The organism is Campylobacter sp. 2014D-0259 (assembly GCF_008000505.1).
In the GTDB taxonomy this organism is placed as follows: Bacteria; Campylobacterota; Campylobacteria; order Campylobacterales; family Campylobacteraceae; genus Campylobacter_D; species Campylobacter_D jejuni.
In genome coordinates this window covers 49,180-69,302 of the sequence record NZ_VOAQ01000014.1, presented here as the reverse complement: position 1 = coordinate 69,302, position 20,123 = coordinate 49,180, and the positions used below count along the sequence as shown (strand labels likewise).

The window sequence follows — 20,123 nt, the reverse complement described above, 5'->3', positions numbered from 1 at the left end:
TTATGTTTGATTTTTTATATAATGATATAAGTTATTTAGGACTTTTTATAGTGTGTTTTCTTTCAAGCACACTATTACCTTTGGCAAGCGAAGCCTTTGTTTTAGGCTTTATAAAACTTGATTTTAATCCAAATTTAGTGCTTATCGTAGCTACTTTGGGTAATACCTTAGGAAGTTTAAGTACTTATGGCTTGGCTTATCTTGGTAAGCAAAAAATTTTAGAAAAATACTTTAGCAAATCCTTGAAAAAATTAGAAAATTTCAATGCTAATTTTGCTAAATTTGGAAGTATATTTGCTTTTTTTACTTTTTTACCTTTGGTGGGAGATCTTTTTGCCTTGGGACTTGGTTTTGCGAAATATTCTTTTTTAAAAACTATATTTTTTATCTTACTTGGAAAATTAAGTCGTTATGCTTTCATAATTTTCATAGCAAACTCCTTTTAAAAGCCTCTCTTTTATAAGTTTTAAAAGCTTTGTATTATCTACATTTTTTAAAATTTTAACACAATTTTTAGTGCTTAAATCCACCCCCATACTCATTTTTGGCTCTTTAAAACAACGCCAACTCATACCTCTTGCCAAAGAACTATCGCAAATAACATCAGCATAACACTCATCAAAATCTGCAATACTAGAATCTAATGCGTAAGCTATCGTTAAAGCGTCATGTATCCAAGTTCCCTTTGTACCACGTGTTTTAGAAGCATAATCAATCCAAACACCTAAAGTTTCAACGATAAAATCACATAAAATATTCTTACCTTGCAACTCTTTTAAATCCTCGTGTGTTAATAAAGTCTGCATGGTTGCATTATAAGGCACGAGTGTAATTTTAGCTCTTGAATTTAACACTATACTAGCCGCCTCAGGATCGAAACCAAAATTTGTATCTTTAGTATAATAAGGCATATCAAAACTACCGCCCATAATAAAAAGCTCTTTAAGATTTATATCAAAATCTTTAAAAATTTTCATAGTCATAGCGATATTTGTCAAAGGTCCTATCGCACAAATAGAAATTTCTTTAGGATTTTTACTCACCAACTCACCCATTTTAAAAATCGCATCAGGATTTATATTTTCTAAAATTTCGGGACTTTTTATATTTTCCCAAAGATATTCAAGTTTAAAATTTTTTACACTTTCATCAAGTCTTTGACGCCAAGCTTTACTTGGTTCTTTTAGGGCTTCATTCGCTCCTAAATAAACAGGAATATTTAAATTTAAACGTTTAAATAAATCCTTAGCCACACTATAGGCAACAAGGCTTGGAACATTACCGCAAACCGTGCTTAGCATTTCAAGTTTGATTTCTTTAGATGCCAAAATCAAAGCAAGCGCTAAACCATCATCGGTATTTGCTCCTGCAATAGCATTGCCTATATCTGTGTCTAAGATAAGTCTCATATCGCATCTTCTATTTTATTTAAATCTCTACCTCTAGTTTCTGGCGCAAAAAATGTAGTCACAAAACCTATACCTGCAGTTAATACAAAATATGTCGCAATAGGCCACCAAGTGCCATAATACGCAAGCAAAGCAGAAGCCACCATAGGCGCTGTTCCTCCTGAAAGAATAGAACCTAGCTCCTTAGCAAAAGCCATTTTTGTATAACGGTTTTTTACCCCAAAAAGTTCTACACCCCAAGCCGCTTGTACACCAAAAATCCCTAAAGATGCTAAAGACATACCTACAATAATAGTTAAAATCACAATAATTTCATTTTTACTATCTAAAAGCATAAAAGCAGGAAAAGCATAAATCATCAAAAGTAAACAAAACATTCTATAAGTAATACGTCTTCCAAATCTATCACTTAAATAACCTGCCAAAGGAATAACCAAAAAACCCACCAATGAAGCTATCATCACTGCTGTAGTAGCTACTGATTTGTCTAAAAGTAAAATTTTAGTCACATAACCTACAATAAAACCTTGCGCAAGATAAGAAGGTCCATTTTCACCTATTCTTAAGCCCACCATAGTCCAAAAAGCACGACTTCTTTGCCAAAAACTTCTTTCATCTTTTTTCATATGCTTTTCGTTATTAAGACGCAATTTCATCATTTCATTTTTTTGCTTTTCAAAAACAGGGGTTTCTTTGACATGAAAACGAATATATACAGCAAAAAGAGCGATTAAAATACTTCCCATAAAAGGAACTCTCCAACCCCATTCTTTAAAACTTGCCTCATCCATTTGCACCATCAAAAGCCACACAAAAGACGCAAGTAAAGTTCCACTATTTGATCCTAAAGCAATCACAGAAGAAACAAGCCCTCTTCTCTTGCTAGGAGCATATTCTCCTAGCATAACTGTTCCACCTGAAAGTTCAGCTCCTGCACCAAAACCTTGCATAAAACGTAATATAACCAAACAAATAGGCGCCCAAACACCAATTGCTGCATAACTTGGAATAAAACCTATGAGAGTAGTTGAAATTCCCATTAAAGCAACAGTACTCATCATAACATTTTTTCTTCCATGTTTATCACCTAAATAACCAAAAAACAAAGCCCCAATAGGTCTTGCAATAAAACCTATGCCATAAGTTACAAAACTAAGCAAAAGTGCGATTACTGGAGTTTGCTCAGGAAAAAATACTTCTGAAAAAATTGTTGCAGCTGCTAAACCATAAAGTGCAAAATCTGCATATTCCATAGCAGTTCCCAACCAGCAAGAAAAAACTGCCTTTTTAAAAACTTTCCTACCTTCAGGTGTATTAAAATTCTTATCCGCAATTCCATCAATTTGCTGATTTGTCATTACATTATCCTTATATTTTAATATATTTTTTTATAAATAATTTGTAATTATGGCTAAAAATTGCAGTGTTTTTGCTTAAAGATCTTAAATTGTAGACATTTTAAGCAAAATTTTGAAATAATACAGCTTAAAAATATATTTTATTAAAGAAGAAATTATTATGAAAACTTTAACTATTATCGATACTTTTGGATTTTTTTTCAGACTTTACTACGCATTAAAAGGTTTTAAAAATTCACAAGGACAAGCTAGTGGAATGATTAGCGGTTTTGCAAATTTTATTTATAGCTTAAAAAATGAACATAAAAGTGATTATATTGTTTTTGCATTAGACTCCAAAGGAAAAACTTTTCGTAGCGAAATTGATCCAAACTATAAACAAAATCGCACTCCACCACCACCTGAACTTCTAGAACAAATTCCAATTTGCATAGAGATGATAGAAAAAATGGGTTTTATAAGCGTTTCTCAAGAAGGTTATGAAGCCGATGATATCATCGCTTCTTTTGTAAGAACTTGTGAAGATAGGGATATTTTTGTACGCATTATCACTCAAGATAAAGATCTTTATCAACTCATAAAAGATGGTAAAACAAGCATTTACAGTCCTATTTCTAAAAACGACTATGATGAAGCAGCGTGTTTAGAAAAATACGGAGTAAAACCTCATCAAATCAGAGATTTTTTAGCTCTTTGCGGAGATAGTTCTGATAATATTCCAGGCGTTAAAGGTATAGGTGCAAAAGGGGCTAAAACCTTACTTGATGAATTTGGTAGTATAGAAGGAATTTATGAAAATTTAACCCTAGTACGCAACGAAAGAAGTCGTAATTTGCTTTTAGAGGGTAAGGAAAATGCATTTTTAAGCAAAAAATTAGCCTCTTTGTATGAAAATTTAGAAGTGCAAGATCTTATAGAAAAAGCAACTTATCCTGATGAAGAACCTCTTTTAAAAATACTTGAAATTTTAGAACATTACGAACTTAATACTTTGCTTAAAAAACTGCGTCAAAATCCTGATAATAAAGATAAAAATTTAGGTTTTAAAGCCACTTTAATACAAGATGAAAACAAACTTTTTGAAATTTTAAATACCCTTGATAAAGAAAGTATTATTGCTTTTGATACCGAAACCACAGGACTTGATACAAAAGAAGCAAAAATTGTTGGTTTTAGTTTTTGCATGAGTGAAAATGAAGCTTTTTACGTGCCTTTAACTCATAACTATCTTGGAGTAGGTGAGCAAATCTCATTGCAAAGCGCCAAAAAAGCTATAGAAGTAATCTTTAATCATTTTGTTATAGGACACAATCTCAAATATGATTTTAAAATCATTCAAAACAATTTTGGATTAAATTTACCTCAAAAATACGCAGATACAATGATTTTAGCATGGCTTAAAAATCCTTCTTTAAGAGTAAATATGGATGATTTAGCTTTAAGACTTTTTAATTATGAAACCTTACATTTTGAAAGCCTTGTTAAAAAAGGAGAAAATTTTGCAAGTGTAGAGCTTGAAAAAGCTTGCAAATATGCTGCGGAAGATGCTTATATCACTTTAAGATTTTATCTTTATTTTTTAAAAAATCTTGAAACTCCTTTGCTAGAACTTGCTAAAAACTGCGAATTTGATTTCATTAAAATCATTATGATGATGGAAGAAAATGGCATAAAGCTTGATACAAATGCACTTGAAATCCTTATGAAAAAATTTGAAAATGAAATCAAAAATTTAAGTGAAGAAATTTATACTCTTTGTGAGGATAGATTTAACCTAAACTCACCTAAACAAGTAGGTGATATACTTTTTGAAAAACTTAAACTTCCAAGTGGAAAAAAAGGAAAAACAGGATATTCTACCGATGAAAAAGTTTTAAATGCACTTTTAGATAAACATCCTGTAATTGCCAAAATTTTAGATTATAGAGAACTTGCCAAACTTTATTCCACTTATTGCGAACCTTTGTTAAAACTAGCGTTAAAAGATAAAAATTCACGCATTTATTCAAGTTTTTTACAGACTGGAACCGCTACAGGACGCCTTTCATCTAAAGATCCAAATTTGCAAAATATTCCTGCACACGGACAATACGCAAAAGATTATAAATCTTGCTTTGTAGCTAAAGATGGATTTAGTTTTATCTCTCTTGATTATTCTCAAATCGAACTGAGAATGCTTGCGCATTTTAGCGAAGATGAAAAACTTTTAAATGCTTTTGCTAACGATGAAGATATACATGCAAGAACAGCTATAATGATTTTTGGAGAAAGCAATTATGAAACCAGAAGTGTTGCAAAAAGTATAAATTTTGGACTTATTTATGGCATGGGCTATAAAACTTTAAGTCAAAATTTAAAAATAGAAGCTCATTTAGCCAAATCTTACATAGAAAAATATTTTGAAAATTTTACTAGTATTAAGAAATATTTTGAAACAGTTAAAAACAAAGCTAAACAAAATGGTTTTATCACTACTTTAAGCGGTCGCAAGCGTTATTTTGATTTTGAAAACGCAAAACCTATGCAAATTGCCATGTATGAAAGAGAAAGCATTAATTCAATCTTACAAGGCTCAGCAGCTGATGTAATCAAACTTGCAATGTTAGAAATCAACAAGGAATTAAATGAAGATAAAAAGCTTATTTTGCAAATTCACGATGAATTAATTTTTGAAGTAAAAGATGATTTATGTGAAAATTTTGTGAAAAAAACTAGAGATATTATGGAAAATATAGTAAAATTAAAAGTAAAATTAAAAACAAGCTCAAGTATCGCCAAAAATTGGGGCGATTTAAAATAATCAAGGAGATATTTAATGGATCTTTCAACCATACTGGGAATGGTGCTTGCAGTTACTAGTATTTCAGTAGGAGATATACTAGAAGGTGGTAATCCTTTACATGTTGTGCATCTTTCTTCCTTTCTTATAGTTATGCCAACGGCTGCATTTTGTGCAATGACTTCTACACATAAAAAAATTGTAAAAGCAGCTTATAAAGAACTCAAAGTTGTCTTTAAAGGTTCTGGAGTAAATCTACCTGAAAGGATAGCCCAGTTAATAGAATTTGCTATTATTGCAAGAAGAGATGGTCTTTTAGCGTTAGAATCAAGAACCAATGAGATTGAAAATGAATTTTTAAAAAATGCTATGATGATGCTTGTAGATGGTAAAAGCTTTGAAGAAATTCACGAAAGCATGGAAATACAAACCGAACAACTTGAAGAGCATTATAAAGAATGCGCAGAATATTGGATAGTATTTGGAGAAACTTGCCCTACTATGGGACTTGTTGGTGCGGTTTTTGGTCTTATTCTAGCTCTTAAATTACTAGATAATCCTCAGGCAATGGCAGCGGGTATTTCAGGTGCTTTTACAGCTACGGTTACTGGGATTTTTGGTGCTTATGCGCTTTTTGCCCCTTGGGGAAGAAAAATGAAAGCTAACGGAATGGATCTTGTAAAAGAGCAAATTGTCATCACTGAAGCCATAAAAGGAATTGCAGAAGGTGCGAACCCTAGAGATTTGGAAGCTAAGCTTTTTAATTTCTTAAGTCACGATGATCCAAAAATTTCACAATTTGATAAAGGTTAAAAATGGCCAAGAAACATAAATGTCCAGAATGTCCTGCAGGTGAAAAATGGGCTGTACCTTATGCAGACTTTCTAAGTTTGCTTTTGGCACTTTTTATTGCTCTTTGGGCAATTTCTAAAACAAATCCTGCTAAAGTAGAGGCTTTAAAAACTGAATTTGTTAAAATCTTTGATTACACCTCTACTCAAACAGTCAAAGAAGAGAGTAAAACTCAAGAAAAATATAAAGGCGCAGCAAAAGAAGAAAGTGATGAACTCAAATCATTAAAACAAATGACTATGACGCAGCAAGAAACTATCAAACGTCTTCAAGCGGCTCTAGATCAAAGCGACAATCAGGTTGCTCTTAACCTTCCATCTAAAGTTGAATTTGAAAGAGGTAGCGCTCAAATCGTTTCAGCTGATATACAAGATTATTTAAAACGTATGGCTGAACTAACAACATATTTGCCACCTCAAGCAAAAATAGAAATTAGAGGCTATACAGACAATAGCGACTCTATTATAAGAAGTTATGAACTCGCCTACCAAAGAGCGGAAAATGTATTAAAATATTTTATAGAAGGTGGAGCAAATTTAAAAAACATTAGCATTAAAAGCTACGGGCTTAATAATCCTATCAATGGAAATCCACAAGCTCTAGAAAATAATAGAGTAGAAATATATTTTAAAGTTGATACAGCAGATACAAGTACTCAAAAATCGGTTCTTGAGCTTATTAACAAAATAGGAACTAAAGCACCTTAAAAGTTTTAGTTTCCTTTTTTTACTTGACCAGCTAAACGACTCTTATTATTTGTATTATAAACAAATCCTAGCACCTCAGCTACAGCTTTAAACATTTCCCTAGGAATAAGATCATTAACATCACAAGCTTTATAAAGCTCTCTTGCTAAAGGAGGATTTTCATAAACTACAACATTATTTTCATAGGCTACTTGTTTTATGCGAAGAGCGAGAAAATCCACTCCTTTAGCAACAACCCTAGGGGCTTGTTCTTTACTTGTATCATAACGAATAGCTACGGCATAATGCGTTGGGTTTGTGATCACCACATCCGCACCTGCAACATCTTGAACCATACGACGACGCGCAGCTTCCATTTGAAGTCTACGAATTCTACCTTTAACCTGAGGATCTCCTTCCATTTGTTTATACTCATCTTTTATTTCTTGTTTGCTCATACGCAAACCTTTAAAATACTGAAAACGCACCAAAAAAACATCTAAAACAGCAATAATTAAAAAAGCAACTATAACAATAGCTGCTAAAACAATAGCTCTGTCTCTTAGCCAAGTAAGCTGTGCAACCATAGTATAAAGCTCAACTCTTGGAAGCTCTTGCATAAATTTAAGTAAAACTATAAAAGCTATAGTAAAAACAATACCCACTTTTAAAATAATTTTTATACTTTCAACAATTTTTTTCAATGAAAAAAGGTTTTTTAAACCTTTTAGAGGATTGATTTTTCCTAAATTTGGCATAATAGGTTTAGTTGTAAAAATAAAACCAAATTGCATAATATTTCCCAAAACCCCAGCAATCATAATACTTAAAACAATAGGTGCAAGAATAATTAAAACCTCAAAAATGCTTTTAATCATAATGGCTTGAATAATACGCAAATCAAATTCAACACCAATAAAACTTTGATAGTATCTATATAAATTTACAATTCTCTCGCCCATAAAACTCATCATAAATAAAGTTATAGTTACTCCAATTATCAAAGTTACAATAGCTGCCGCATCTTGAGACTTTGGAACATTACCTTCTTTACGCGCATCTTCTATCTTTTTGGACGTGGGTTCTTCTGTTTTTTCTTGATCTTCGCCTGCCATATTTTAGCCTAAATAAAAATTTTAATATGTGTGTAAAATTATAGTAGAAAATTTATGAATTTCAATTAAAGAATAAAAATGAAGAAAAAGCCTCGTAAAGAGGCTTTATACTAAGAAATTAAAGTTTAGCTTCGTTTTTGCCAAGATATTCAGCCACGCCTTTAGGGTTAGCTTTCATACCTTCATCACCCTTATTCCATCCTGCAGGACAAACTTCACCATGCTCATTTGTAAAAAGCATAGTATCAACCATTCTTAACATTTCATCTATATTTCTACCTAGTGGTAAATCATTAACCACAGCATGGCGAACTGTTCCATCAGCATCAAGCAAGAACGAACCACGAAGGGCAACTGCTTCTGCATAAAGTACATCAAAATTTCTAGCAATCTGCTTAGTTAAGTCAGCAACAAGCGGAAATTTAACCTGACCAATACCACCTTGATTTACTGGAGTATTTTTCCAAGCAAAATGTGAAAATTCATTATCTCCTGAAATTCCAATTACTTCAATGCCACGGTTTTTAAATTCTTGATATCTTTTGTCAAAAGCTATAATTTCTGAAGGACAAACAAAAGTAAAATCTTTTGGATAAAAGAATACTACCGCTCCTTTTGGACCTATGTTTTTATAAAGATTAAAATCTTGAACAATTTCATTGTTTCCCAATACTGCTGGAGCAGTAAAATCTAAAGCTTTTTTAGTAACTATCATATTTTCTCCTAAATAATAAATTTTATTGATAACGAAATTATATCGTTTAAATCTTTATTTTTTTTTAAATATCTAAAATAATATTAAAAATTTAAGAAAGTTATAATTATTATCAAATAATGTAAATTTTTGATTATCAAAATTTACATTATTTAAGAATTTTATGCTAAAATCTTTTAAATCTTAATATTAAAAAGGAGAAAAAATGGCTGTAAAAATTACAGATATATGTATTGCTTGTGGTTCTTGTATTGATGAGTGTCCAGTGAGTGCTATCGTTGATGATGTTAACAATCCAGAAGGCGAAGATAGATATTATGTTTATGCAAACAAATGCGTTGAATGCGTAGGACATAATGATCAACCCGCTTGTGCTAGTGCTTGCCCAACAGATGGATGTATAGTTTGGAGTGCTGTAGAATCAGGACAACCAAGTCGTGATAATATTGGCGCTGATATGAGAAGTGGGGACACTCCAGTTTTTGCATAATTTTAAAAAATTAAAAAGCTAGAGATTCCTAGCTTTTTCTTTTAATTTAACTTTCTTTAAACAAATTCAAGTATAATTTTAAGCTTTATTAAAATAAGGAGTTATTACAAAGATGGAAAAAACTTTATCTATAATTAAACCTGATGCTGTTAAAAAAGGTGTTATAGGAAAAATTTTAGATCGTTTTGAAAGCAATGGATTAAGAATCGCTGCAATGAAAAAAGTTCAACTTAGTAAAGAACAAGCTGAAAATTTTTATGCTGTTCATAAAGAAAGACCTTTTTTTAAAGACTTGGTTGAATTTATGATTAGCGGTCCTGTTGTTGTTTCTGTACTAGAAGGAGAAGGTGCTGTATTAAAAAATAGAGATTTAATGGGAGCGACAAATCCTAAAGAAGCTAAAGCAGGAACAATTAGAGCCGATTTTGCTGAGAGTATTGATGCTAATGCTGTTCATGGAAGTGACAGCTTGGAAAATGCAAAAATAGAAATTGATTTTTTCTTTAAACCAAATGAAATTTGCTAAATGAAAATCCCTTTTTCTAAGATTAATACAAAGGAATATCCTTTTAAACTTAATCTTGAAAATATGATTTTTGAGGGAAATTTAGTAAAAATAAATTCTAAGCTTGTTAAAATAAATGCTATTATGCAAGGTTTTATCTATAGACCTTGTGATAGTTGTGGAACTGAGTTAGAACTTGAAATTAAAGAAAATTTAGAACTTTTTGCAAGTGATGGTATTTTTAAAGATGAAGCAAACGAATTGAGCAATACTATAGAATTTTTCGATGGACATATTGATTTAATAGAAGTTGCTATCAGCGAGCTTGAAGCTTATTTAAGTGATTATTTTTATTGCATAAATTGCAATAATTAATTAAATTTTATAAAGGAGAAAAAATGGCAGTACCAAAGAGAAGAGTGAGCAAAACTCGTGCAGCTAAACGCAGAACTCACTATAAAGTTAGTCTTCCTATGCCTATAAAAGACAAAGATGGAAGCTACAAAATGCCTCACCGTGCGAATCCAACAACTAAGGAATATTAAAATCAATGATTAACATTGCCATTGATGCAATGGGTGGTGATTTTGGAGAAAAACCCATTATAGAAGGCGTTTTAAAGGCGCTAGAAGCAAAACCTTTTAACGCTATCTTAGTGGGAAATTCTAAAATTCTAAAACCTTTAATACCAAAAAAATTAGAACAATATATACAATACGAAGAAGCTAGTGAAATTTTTTCGATGAATGAAAATGCCACAGATGCTTTAAAAAATAAAGAAACAACCATATACAAAGCTATTAATTTATTAAAAGAAAAAAAAGTAGATGCTGTAGTTTCAGCGGGTCATAGTGGAGCAAGTATGTCTTTGGCTACCTTAAGGCTTGGAAGACTTAAAGGCATTTCAAGACCTGCTATTGCCACTTTAATGCCAAATATCATTAACAAAACTTTACTTTTGGATGTTGGAGCTAATACAGATTGTAAAGCTGAAAATTTATTTCAATTTGCCATAATGGGTGAAGTTTATGCTAGAGCAATCATGCAAATTCAAAAACCACGCCTTGCTTTACTTTCTAATGGTGAAGAAGAATGCAAAGGTAATGAACTTACCAAAGAAAGTCATCAGCTTATGAAAAAAATTCCAAATTTTATAGGTAATGCTGAAGGTAGAGATATTTTCAATGGTGAAATAGATGTTTTAGTCTGTGATGGTTTTGATGGAAATGTTATTTTAAAGGCTTGCGAAGGTGTAGCAACAGCTATTTTTCAACTTCTAAAAAACGAAGTAAAACAATCTTTTATTTCTAAAATAGGTGCTTTACTTATGAAGCCATCTTTTAAAAAATTAAAAAAACACACAGATTGGCAAGAATATGGCGGAGCACCCCTTCTTGGAGTTAATGGCTGTGTGATCATAAGTCATGGAAAAAGCGATTCTAGAGCTATTAAAAATGCAATTTTTCAAGCTATAAATTTTAGCCAATCTCATATCAATGAACTTATAGAAAATGAACTTGGGAAATACAATGCTTAAAGCCAGTCTTAAAAGTATAGCTTCTTATATTCCAGAAAAAATTTTAAGCAATGCTGATCTTGAAAAAATGGTAGATACCACCGATGAATGGATCACTAGACGCACAGGTATTAAAGAAAGGCGCATTGCTAGTGAAAATGAAAATACTAGCGATTTGGGCACAAAAGCTGCATTGAAAGCCATAAAAAGAGCAAATTTAAAACCTGAAGATATTGATGCTATTCTCGTAGCCACTTTAAGTCCTGATTATTTTACTATGCCTTCAACAGCTTGTAAAATTGCTTCAAATTTAGGACTCGTAAATATCAGTGCTTTTGATATTTCAGCAGCTTGTTCTGGTTTTATCTATTTACTTGAACAAGCTAAAGCTTTGGTAGAAAGTGGTTTGAAAAAAAATGTTTTAATCATAGGAGCTGAAAAAACAAGTTCCATTATGGATTACAATGACAGAAGTATTTGCATACTCTTTGGAGACGGTGCGGGTGCTGGAGTTGTAAGCTTGGATAATGAAAATCACATCCTTGATGTACATACTGCAAGCAATGGTAATTATGGAGATCTTTTAATGACTCAAAGATCGCAAAAATCAAACCTATGTCAAACACTTTCTATGCAAATGAAAGGCAATGAAGTTTTTAAAATAGCAGTAAACACACTTAGCAATGATGTTGTAGAAATTTTAGCCAAAAATAACATTTTAGCACAAGAAATTGATCTTTTTATTCCTCATCAAGCTAATCTACGCATCATTAAAGCCGTCCAAGAAAAACTCAATCTAAGCGATGAAAAATGTGTGATTACCGTACAAAAATATGGCAATACCTCAGCTGCTTCTATACCTATGGCAATGAATGATGCCTATGAAGAAGGTCGACTTAAAAAAGGAGATCTAATCTTACTAGATGCTTTTGGCGGTGGTTTTACTTGGGGATCTGCACTTTTAAAATTTGGAGGAGAGAATTTTTAATTCTCTCTTAGCTTTCCAAAAGCTTGAATTTCCACCAAATAACCCTCTGCTAAAGCACTTCCTACACAAGCTCTAATAGGTTTAGGGTAATTTTTAATCCAAGCATCATAAATTTCATTCATTGCATCAAAATCTTGCATATTAGCTAACCAGATTTGAATTTGAATCAAATCTCCTTTGCATGCGCCTATTTTTTCAAACAAAGTATCAAGTTCTGCAAGTGCTTCTTTAGTTTGTTTTTTAATATCTCCGCTAGGTTCAAAAGCCACTTGTCCTGCAGTTTTAAAATATTTATCAAAAACAATAATTTGCGACATTCTATCGCACTCATCAAAACGCTTTATCATGCATATTTTCCTTGAAATTCTTTCATAAATTCACACAAGGTTTTTACCTGATCCAAATTAAGCGCATTATAAATACTTGCACGAATTCCTCCTAAAATTCTATGTCCTTTAAGTCCTATCATTCCAGCTTCTTCGGCTTCCTTTACAAAAAGAGGCTCTAAATCTTTATTTTTAGCAATATTAAAACTCACATTCATTAAAGATCTATCCTTTTTATCTGCATGTCCTTTATAAAATCCATTGCTTAAATCAATACACTCATAAAGCATAGCAGCTTTTTGAGAATTTTTCTCATGTACTTTATCAAGTTCGCCTTGATTTAAAAGCCAATCCATTTCAAGATTAAACATATAAATAGCAAAGGTTGGAGGCGTGTTAAACAAGGACTGATTCTCAGCATGAGTCAAATAATTTAACATACTAGGAATTTGTTTATTTTTAGATCTTTCTAACATATCTTTACGGATAAAAATACAACTTAAACCCGAAATTCCAGCATTTTTTTGCACCCCGCCATAAAAAAGAGCGATATTTGAAAAATCTACTTTTCTAGAAAAAAAATCACTCGATGCATCCACAATCAAAGGAGCTTTAGTTTTAGGATAATTTTGATATTGAGTGCCGTAAATAGTATTGTTAGAACAAATATAAGCATAATCAGCATTATCACTAAATTCCACTCTAGGAATATGATTAAAATTACTTTCCTCGCTACTTGCTACGGTTTTAACATTGACACCTAAAATTTGCGCTTCTTTAATTGCTTTTTTTGTCCAAACTCCTGTATTTGCATATTCACAAACCCCATTTAAAGACAAATTCATAGGAATCATAGCAAATTGTAAACTTGCTCCACCTTGTAAAAATAATACTTCATAATCATCATTTAACCCGTAAAGTTTTTTAGCTTTCTCTTGTGCTCCAAAATGCACTTCTTCAAATACTTTTGTGCGGTGAGAAATTTCCATTATAGAATAACCCCTACCATGATAATCACAGAGTTCTTTTTGAGCTTGCTCTAAAATTTCTAAAGGTAAAGTCGATGGCCCTGCACTGAAATTGATTTTTCTCATAATCTATCCTTATAAAATTTTTGCTTCTTTTTGAGAAGTTTGAGAACTTAAAATAACAATATCATCACTCTTAAGATCTTCTAAATTTGCTATTTTACCATTTTTTCTGATACAAATAAACTTTTTGCTTTTATTAAAAAAATTCTCATGTTGCAAATAAGCATTTTGCAATTTATCTAATTTTAATTCATTATAACGCATTTGATTTGCTAGTAGATGATTTAATTGCTTTTCTATATTATGGCTTTGTTTTATTTTTTCATCTATTATTTTTGGCAAAGAATTAAATTTGAAAAATTTGCTTAAATTTAAAAGCAAATTTTCATAATTTTGTATTTTATGATTCCAAAGTTGCATCAATTTTTCTTCCATTAAATCCAAACTTTGCTCTATATCCAGCTTAGAATAAAACAAAGTATCTATAGCAGCTGAGGGCGTTGGAGCTCTAAAATCTGCAACAAAATCACTAATAACATAATCAATCTCATGTCCTATGGCTGAAATGATAGGAGTTTTTGCTTTAAAAATCTCTCTTGCTAAATTTTCATCATTAAAACAAAAAAGATCTTCCCTGCTTCCTCCACCACGTGCTATAATAAGAACATCTAAATCCATATCATCGGCTTTTTTTAAAGCTTGTATAAGAGAAAAAGGAGCATTATTTCCTTGAGTTAAAGCATCAAAAATATAAATTTTTGCCAAAAAATATTCTTTTTGATGAATAAGTTTTAACATATCTTGCAAAGCAGCAGAAGTTTTTGAAGTGATAATGCCTACTTTTTTAGGAAATTTTGGCAAAGATTTTTTAAAGAGTGGATCAAAAAGTCCTTCTTTTTGCAAACGCTCTTTTAAAGCCAAAAACTGTGCTTCCAAATCCCCAAAACCTGCTTTTTTTATACTAGTAGCGATAAATTGATAACGACCACTTTCAGGATATAAACTCACACTTCCACAAAGCTCTAAAAAATCCCCCACAGCTGGTTTAAATCCGACTTTTAAATTAGCTCCTTTAAACATAGCACAAGCAATGCTTGATCTTTCATCTTTTAAATCAAAATACCAATGCCCTGAACCATGCAAAGTGATTTTTGAAATTTCTCCACTTAAAACTATATCCTCAAAATGTGTTTCTAATAAAGCCTTTGCTTTAAGATTTAATTCTGTCGGCGTCATAGTTTTTTTGCTATAAACATTGAACTCACGCCAAAGCTAAAACTTTTATAATCAAGCATTTCAAAACCAGCATTTTTAAGTTCTAAGATGAACTCTTCCTTACTTAAAAATCCTTCAATAGAGTTTGGCAAATACTCATAAGCACTTTTATTTTTACTGATTATCCCACCTATACTTGGTAAAATATTTTTAAGATAAAAATCTCTACAAGCTGCTATAAATCCACCCTTTTCTCTTTTTGTAAATTCCAAAACTACCAAAATACCATCTTTTTGAAGTACTCTAGCAAATTCACTTAAGGCTTTTTGTCTTTCTATAACATTGCGAATGCCATAACTAATACTTAAAATATCTAAACTTTGACTTTCTAAAGGCAAATTTTGCGCCCCTGCTTCTATAAATTCGACATTCGGAAATTTTTCTTTTGCAACATTTAGCATACCACTACTTGGATCAATACCTTTAATATTTAAAATGTTTTTTTCCATTTTTAAAGCACTCTCTTGCCAAATCTCTATCATATCCCCTGTGCCACAGGCAATATCAGCGATTTTTAAATCTTTTTTTAAATATAAACTCATCACTCTTTGACAAGCTTTTTTGCGCCACACTACATCAGCTCCAAAGCTTAAAATTCTATTCGCCTTATCATAAGTAGGTGCAATTTGATTAAACATTTCTATAATTTTTTCTTGTTTTTGCATTTTTATCCTTTGTAAATTTTCAAATTTTTACTTGATTTTTTAAGCAATTTGCAAAATTTATTTTTATTATTGATTATTTTCGAAAAAATATTTTTATCTCTATCTTTACAATATTTTTCATAAAGTTTGTTTAAATTTTTTATCTCTAAAAAACGATAAAAATATTCTAAAAATATTGCCAATTCAAAAAAACTATTTTCAAAAAGCTCTAAATCAAAATTTTTTAGTATATTTTTTCTAAATAAAATAATTTTTTTTCTAAGTTCTAACGCAACAAGTTGTTTAAAAAACCTATCTTTGCAATCGCCTTCATAAAAAGAATTTTCCTTTATGAAAAAATCAAAATCATTAAACAAATCTTGGATTTTTTCATCGCTTAAAAATAGCAATAAATCTTGATTTGAATTTTCACTTGCTAAAATATCTTGAGTTTTTTTCGTTATATCTTTAAACTTTAAAGCCAAAATATTACTCAAATTTTTATCTAAAATAGTATTCATACTTGATAAAACTATATACAAGCTTCTTGAATAAAATAAAAATTCGCATAAACTTTGCTTATCTTTTCTCTCTAAAGATAAAGTCCAATAAAATTTTAATTTTTTAAATAAATAAAATAAAAAAATTCTAAATCCATCATAAGCATTAATATAATTTGGAAAATCCAAGCTAAAATTCTGATTTTTTTCTATAATTTTAAAACATTTCTCTATATCAAAATTTTGATATTCAAAACCATATAAAACGATATGTTTAGAATTTAAATCATGATGTAATTCTTTTTGAATTTTAAAATCTTTAGGAATTTTAAATTCATTGGAACTATCCAAAGTTGGAAAAAATATTTTTAAAATACAAATTTTAGGCTCTTCATAAATATCAATATAACTTTTTAAAGAGCAAAATTTAAATTCGAAGCGTTCTTTTTTAATGCTCTTTCCTATAATCTTTTTTCGAGCTTTTTCAAATTTTTTTTTAGAAATTTTCTCTTCTTGATTCTGTTCTAAAATTGAATTATTAAATTTTGTAATTTTATAAAATTCATTGCAAAAACTTTGAAATTTAACACTATGATTTGAAGTTATTTGAGTATAAAAAGTTTCAAATTTAGAATTTCGAAAAGGTATATTATCTTTTTTTAAATTCTCTAAAAGAGTGCAATCAGATAGTAAAAAGTTTTTTTGAATTTCATAAACCATTAAAATAACCCTTAAAATATATGGGTTATTTTAACCTTATTTTGCTTAATGACACTTTTTGCAACTATCAACATAAGCACAAACAGACAGATGATTGACGAGATTGCCTATCTTTTTTTCTAAATGCTCTTGATATTCATAAAGCTTAGCATCTTTAAAACTTAAATCCTCTATACCACCACATTTGGCGCAAACAACATGAATATGTTCTTCTTCATAAATATCGTAACAAGTTTTTTGATTTAAAACATTGATTTCAACAACTAAACCTTGTTCTTGTAAAGTATTAAGATTTTTATAAACCGTCGCTAAAGAGATTGAAGGGTATTCTTTTTTAATTTCTGTATATAATTCATCAATATTAGGATGCTCATGTCTTTTTAAAATTTTTAAAACACATAGTCTTTGCGGAGTAGCTTTTAACTCATGTTTTTTAAGCATTTGTAGTAATTCCATTTTATTTATTCCTTGCTTTTTTAAGTAAAAATAATAATAAAATTTTTATTAAAAGAAGTTTATATTAAATAATATTTTTTATTATTTAATGATAAAATTTTAAAACTTTCGTCAACAAACTATTGACATCTTTTTCTAGATTTTTTTCCACCTCACTTGTTTTTCCATGTTCAATAAATTTGTCTTCATATTCAAAGCTAACAACTTTTACATGCAAATCATATTTTTGTAAAAAATTATTAATTAAACTTTCTATACCGCCAATTTTAACATTTTCACTAAAAATAAACCAAATTTTACTTTTTTTAGCAAGCTCACACAAAAGCTCTTCATCTAAAGGTTTAGCAAAAATTAAATCAATCAAATTAGCATTATTATTCATTTCTTGCAAGGCTCTTAAGACTTGCCACGCTTTTGCCACACCTTGTCCATAACCTAAAAAAGCAATTTCACTATTATTTTTTACAAGCCATTGTGCCTTACCAAGTTTTATCTCACAAGGATTAAATTCTTTATCCAAAATAAAACTCCCTCTAGGATAACGAAAAGCAATAGGTCCTTGATGTAAATAAGCATACTCCATTATATTTTGCATCATTTGTTCATCTCTTGGGGCTAAAAGAGTGAAATTTGGCAAAGGAGCTAAAAAACTAAGATCAAAAACACCTTGATGCGTCTCCCCATCTTCGCCTACTATCCCTGCTCTATCCATAGCAAAAACCACATTTAAATTCATAATCGCACAATCATGGATCACTTGATCATAAGCACGCTGCAAAAAGGTGCTATATATTGCAATAAAAGGTTTAAATCCTTCTTTTGCCATAGCGGCCATAGAAGTTACTGCATGCTGTTCTGCAATAGCCACATCCCAAAAACGATTTGGATATTTTTCTATAAGCTTATCAAGACCTGTTCCACTTGGCATAGCCGCTGTAACCCCAACAATATTTTCATATTTTGAGGCTAAATCAAGCAAATTCTTAGAAAAAATTTCAGTAGCAGATTTTTTAGCATCACTTTTTTTAACACTCTCTCCACTATCTATATCAAAAGCTCCCACCCCGTGCCATTTAGCATGTTTTCCTTCAGCTAAAGCATAGCCTTTACCTTTTATGGTTTGAGCATGTATCACACAAGGCTTTTGCATAGCTTTTGCTTGTTTTAATGCAGAAATAATTTCACCTAAATTATGTCCATCAATAGGCCCTATATATTCAAGCCCTAATTCTTCAAACAAAAGCCCAGGAGTAATAAGTTTAAAACTCTCTTCAAAACGCTTGGCCATATAAGTAGCACTATCAGGCAATATATCCAACATTTTAGCAATACGCTTTTTAAAACTTTGATAAAACTGCGTTGCCATAGCCTGAGAAAGATACTTTGAAATTGCTCCAATTGGTTTTGAAATACTCATTTCATTATCATTTAAAAGTATTACGCAAGCAAATTTAGAATCACCCAATTCATTTAAAGCCTCATAGGCCATACCCGCACTTAAAGCACCATCTCCAATCAAAGCAACAGGAATACGCTTTTCACCTTTTAAAGCAATGGCCTTACAAGCACCTACTGCCAAAGAAATAGAGGTGCTAGAATGCCCTGCTACAAAATAATCTCCCTCGCTAGGTTTTGTATAACCACTTAAACCATTGATTTGTCTTAAAGTATCAAATATTTCTTCTTTTCCGCTTAAAAGCTTGTGTGTATAAGACTGATGCGACACATCAAAAATAAAAGGATCTTTTTTTGCATCAAAAACCAAATGCATTGCTATACTAAGTTCTACAGCACCCAAATTTGAACTTAAATGCCCACCATTTTTACTCACAACTTGTATGATTTTTTCACGCATAGATGCTGCTAAATTTTCTAATTCTTTTAAACTTAGCTTTTCTAACTCTTCTTGAGTATGGGCAAATTTTTTACTCATTATTCACCATTTTTTTAATTTTAGTTAGACGAGAGTTAAGATTGGATTCTATATTGCCTGCGTCACTTATAATAACAACACTTCCTTTGCTAATTGCATCATCAAGACTTATTTTAATATGAGCATTCTGATCAAATTGCTCTTTTAAATACTCATAATCCTCTGCATTAACCTTAAGCTCAATTGCACTAGCACCCTTAAGCTCGCCGATTAAATCTTTGGCCAAAGCATAAGCTATCTTACTTGAATTTAGTTCAAGCTCTTTTAAGATTACTTCTTTAGCGATATCTATAGCAGTATCTGCTAATTCTTTCTCATTTTTTTCTATGAAATTTTCAAGATTTTCGCAAGCATTATCGAGTTTGGCTATACTTTTTAAATACTTATCTTTAAAATCACTCAATTCCTTTTGAAATTCTTCTTTTGCTTTCTCATAACCTTCTTTGGCAAATTTTTCTTTAGCATTTTCAAGTTCTGAATTTAAGCGGTTATTAAATTCATTCTCTTGGCTTTCTATTTGCATTTGAAGTTTAATAATATTGCTTGACATTTCATCTGTTTTTTTAAGCAAATCTTCAACAAAACTTGGTTGAAATGTTGGAATTTGAGTTTCCATAACAGCTTGCGTAGGGGCAATAGCTTGATTTTCTTCAACTGCTTTTTCGTCATTTAAAGATATATTAGCATTTTCTTCATCTGGAGTTTGAGTATGTTTTTTTTCACCTGTATGATTATCAAATTCTGAAATAACTTTAAAACGATATCCTTCAACAACATGCTGATCAGAAGCCCCACCAGAAATTACATTGCTACGATTAACCATCT

General features: G+C 30.7%; 22 protein-coding genes. 10 read left to right on the top strand and 12 right to left on the bottom strand.

The window, feature by feature from the left end:
• Positions 1 to 2: 2 nt before the first annotated feature.
• Positions 3 to 446, top strand: coding sequence for a YqaA family protein (locus tag SR63_RS02685; RefSeq protein ID WP_002866650.1), 444 nt, complete (start codon positions 3 to 5; stop codon positions 444 to 446).
• Here SR63_RS02685 and SR63_RS02680 read toward each other — a convergent pair.
• Together SR63_RS02680 and SR63_RS02675 are read right to left on the bottom strand one after the other, a co-directional pair.
• The gene (locus SR63_RS02680) at positions 402 to 1,409 is read right to left on the bottom strand and encodes a nucleoside hydrolase (RefSeq protein WP_002866651.1); all 1,008 of its coding nucleotides are present in this window, start codon (positions 1,407 to 1,409) and stop codon (positions 402 to 404) included. The two genes, SR63_RS02685 and SR63_RS02680, sit on opposite strands and share 45 nt — an antisense overlap.
• The gene (locus SR63_RS02675; RefSeq protein ID WP_147498350.1) at positions 1,406 to 2,767 is read right to left on the bottom strand and encodes an MFS transporter; all 1,362 of its coding nucleotides are present in this window, start codon (positions 2,765 to 2,767) and stop codon (positions 1,406 to 1,408) included. The genes SR63_RS02680 and SR63_RS02675 overlap by 4 nt, the downstream gene beginning before the upstream one ends.
• Before the next feature lie 160 nt (positions 2,768 to 2,927).
• Here SR63_RS02675 and polA point away from each other — a divergent pair, with 160 nt between their 5' ends.
• From polA to motB, 3 genes are read left to right on the top strand one after another with little or no spacing between them, the layout of a single operon-like run.
• On the top strand, positions 2,928 to 5,567 hold the full coding sequence (gene polA / locus SR63_RS02670) for a DNA polymerase I (protein ID WP_002854726.1): 2,640 nt from the start codon (positions 2,928 to 2,930) through the stop codon (positions 5,565 to 5,567).
• 15 nt (positions 5,568 to 5,582) lie between these two features.
• Positions 5,583 to 6,359, top strand: a complete 777-nt coding sequence (gene motA, locus SR63_RS02665; protein ID WP_002854170.1) for a flagellar motor stator protein MotA — start codon at positions 5,583 to 5,585, stop codon at positions 6,357 to 6,359.
• 2 nt (positions 6,360 to 6,361) lie between these two features.
• Positions 6,362 to 7,105 (top strand): flagellar motor protein MotB, encoded by a 744-nt coding sequence (motB, locus tag SR63_RS02660; RefSeq protein ID WP_002854333.1) that lies wholly within the window; start codon positions 6,362 to 6,364, stop codon positions 7,103 to 7,105.
• A 5-nt stretch (positions 7,106 to 7,110) separates the two neighbouring features.
• Here the strand turns inward: motB and flhB are convergent, their stop codons facing one another.
• A complete protein-coding gene (gene flhB, locus SR63_RS02655; RefSeq protein WP_002857279.1) occupies positions 7,111 to 8,199 on the bottom strand; it encodes a flagellar biosynthesis protein FlhB in 1,089 nt (362 codons plus the stop codon).
• A gap of 118 nt (positions 8,200 to 8,317) precedes the next feature.
• A complete protein-coding gene (locus tag SR63_RS02650; protein WP_002854219.1) occupies positions 8,318 to 8,914 on the bottom strand; it encodes a peroxiredoxin in 597 nt (198 codons plus the stop codon).
• Between the two features lie 205 nt (positions 8,915 to 9,119).
• Here SR63_RS02650 and SR63_RS02645 point away from each other — a divergent pair, with 205 nt between their 5' ends.
• The 6 genes from SR63_RS02645 (at position 9,120) to SR63_RS02620 (ending at position 12,413) form a co-directional block, all read left to right on the top strand.
• Entirely contained in the window at positions 9,120 to 9,404 is a 285-nt protein-coding gene (locus SR63_RS02645; RefSeq protein WP_002866653.1) for a DUF362 domain-containing protein, read from the top strand.
• A gap of 112 nt (positions 9,405 to 9,516) precedes the next feature.
• A complete protein-coding gene (gene ndk, locus SR63_RS02640; protein ID WP_002854376.1) occupies positions 9,517 to 9,930 on the top strand; it encodes a nucleoside-diphosphate kinase in 414 nt (137 codons plus the stop codon).
• Positions 9,931 to 10,284 (top strand): hypothetical protein, encoded by a 354-nt coding sequence (locus tag SR63_RS02635; protein WP_002854546.1) that lies wholly within the window; start codon positions 9,931 to 9,933, stop codon positions 10,282 to 10,284. It begins immediately after the preceding gene.
• A gap of 23 nt (positions 10,285 to 10,307) precedes the next feature.
• Positions 10,308 to 10,454: a 50S ribosomal protein L32 gene (gene rpmF / locus SR63_RS02630; protein ID WP_002858674.1), complete on the top strand. Its 147-nt coding sequence runs from the start codon at positions 10,308 to 10,310 to the stop codon at positions 10,452 to 10,454.
• Positions 10,455 to 10,459: 5 nt separating this feature from the next.
• On the top strand, positions 10,460 to 11,446 hold the full coding sequence (gene plsX / locus SR63_RS02625; RefSeq protein WP_002854249.1) for a phosphate acyltransferase PlsX: 987 nt from the start codon (positions 10,460 to 10,462) through the stop codon (positions 11,444 to 11,446).
• Positions 11,439 to 12,413 carry a beta-ketoacyl-ACP synthase III gene (locus tag SR63_RS02620; protein WP_002866654.1) on the top strand — a complete coding sequence of 325 codons (975 nt, stop codon included), beginning with the start codon at positions 11,439 to 11,441 and terminating at the stop codon, positions 12,411 to 12,413. The genes plsX and SR63_RS02620 overlap by 8 nt, the downstream gene beginning before the upstream one ends.
• On the opposite strand, the gene SR63_RS02615 is transcribed toward SR63_RS02620, so the two are convergent.
• The 8 genes from SR63_RS02615 to fliH all read right to left on the bottom strand — a co-directional run bounded on the left by SR63_RS02615 (position 12,410) and on the right by fliH (position 20,121).
• Positions 12,410 to 12,760, bottom strand: a complete 351-nt coding sequence (locus tag SR63_RS02615) for a RidA family protein (RefSeq protein ID WP_002866655.1) — start codon at positions 12,758 to 12,760, stop codon at positions 12,410 to 12,412. The genes SR63_RS02620 and SR63_RS02615 overlap by 4 nt on opposite strands.
• Positions 12,757 to 13,833, bottom strand: coding sequence for a phosphoserine transaminase (gene serC / locus SR63_RS02610; RefSeq protein ID WP_147498349.1), 1,077 nt, complete (start codon positions 13,831 to 13,833; stop codon positions 12,757 to 12,759). Before serC ends, SR63_RS02615 begins: the two co-directional genes overlap by 4 nt.
• A gap of 9 nt (positions 13,834 to 13,842) precedes the next feature.
• Positions 13,843 to 15,006: an exodeoxyribonuclease VII large subunit gene (gene xseA / locus SR63_RS02605; protein WP_022552225.1), complete on the bottom strand. Its 1,164-nt coding sequence runs from the start codon at positions 15,004 to 15,006 to the stop codon at positions 13,843 to 13,845.
• Positions 15,003 to 15,710 carry a bifunctional demethylmenaquinone methyltransferase/2-methoxy-6-polyprenyl-1,4-benzoquinol methylase UbiE gene (ubiE, locus tag SR63_RS02600; protein WP_022552224.1) on the bottom strand — a complete coding sequence of 236 codons (708 nt, stop codon included), beginning with the start codon at positions 15,708 to 15,710 and terminating at the stop codon, positions 15,003 to 15,005. Before ubiE ends, xseA begins: the two co-directional genes overlap by 4 nt.
• A 2-nt stretch (positions 15,711 to 15,712) precedes the next feature.
• Positions 15,713 to 16,909: a hypothetical protein gene (locus SR63_RS02595; protein WP_002892855.1), complete on the bottom strand. Its 1,197-nt coding sequence runs from the start codon at positions 16,907 to 16,909 to the stop codon at positions 15,713 to 15,715.
• Positions 16,910 to 16,954: 45 nt separating this feature from the next.
• The gene (perR, locus tag SR63_RS02590; protein WP_002854244.1) at positions 16,955 to 17,365 is read right to left on the bottom strand and encodes a peroxide-responsive transcriptional repressor PerR; all 411 of its coding nucleotides are present in this window, start codon (positions 17,363 to 17,365) and stop codon (positions 16,955 to 16,957) included.
• A gap of 85 nt (positions 17,366 to 17,450) precedes the next feature.
• Positions 17,451 to 19,298: a 1-deoxy-D-xylulose-5-phosphate synthase gene (dxs, locus tag SR63_RS02585; RefSeq protein ID WP_002866660.1), complete on the bottom strand. Its 1,848-nt coding sequence runs from the start codon at positions 19,296 to 19,298 to the stop codon at positions 17,451 to 17,453.
• Complete coding sequence (fliH, locus tag SR63_RS02580; protein WP_002866661.1) at positions 19,291 to 20,121, bottom strand: flagellar assembly protein FliH; 831 nt, start codon at positions 20,119 to 20,121, stop codon at positions 19,291 to 19,293. The genes dxs and fliH overlap by 8 nt, the downstream gene beginning before the upstream one ends.
• Positions 20,122 to 20,123 lie beyond the last annotated feature (2 nt).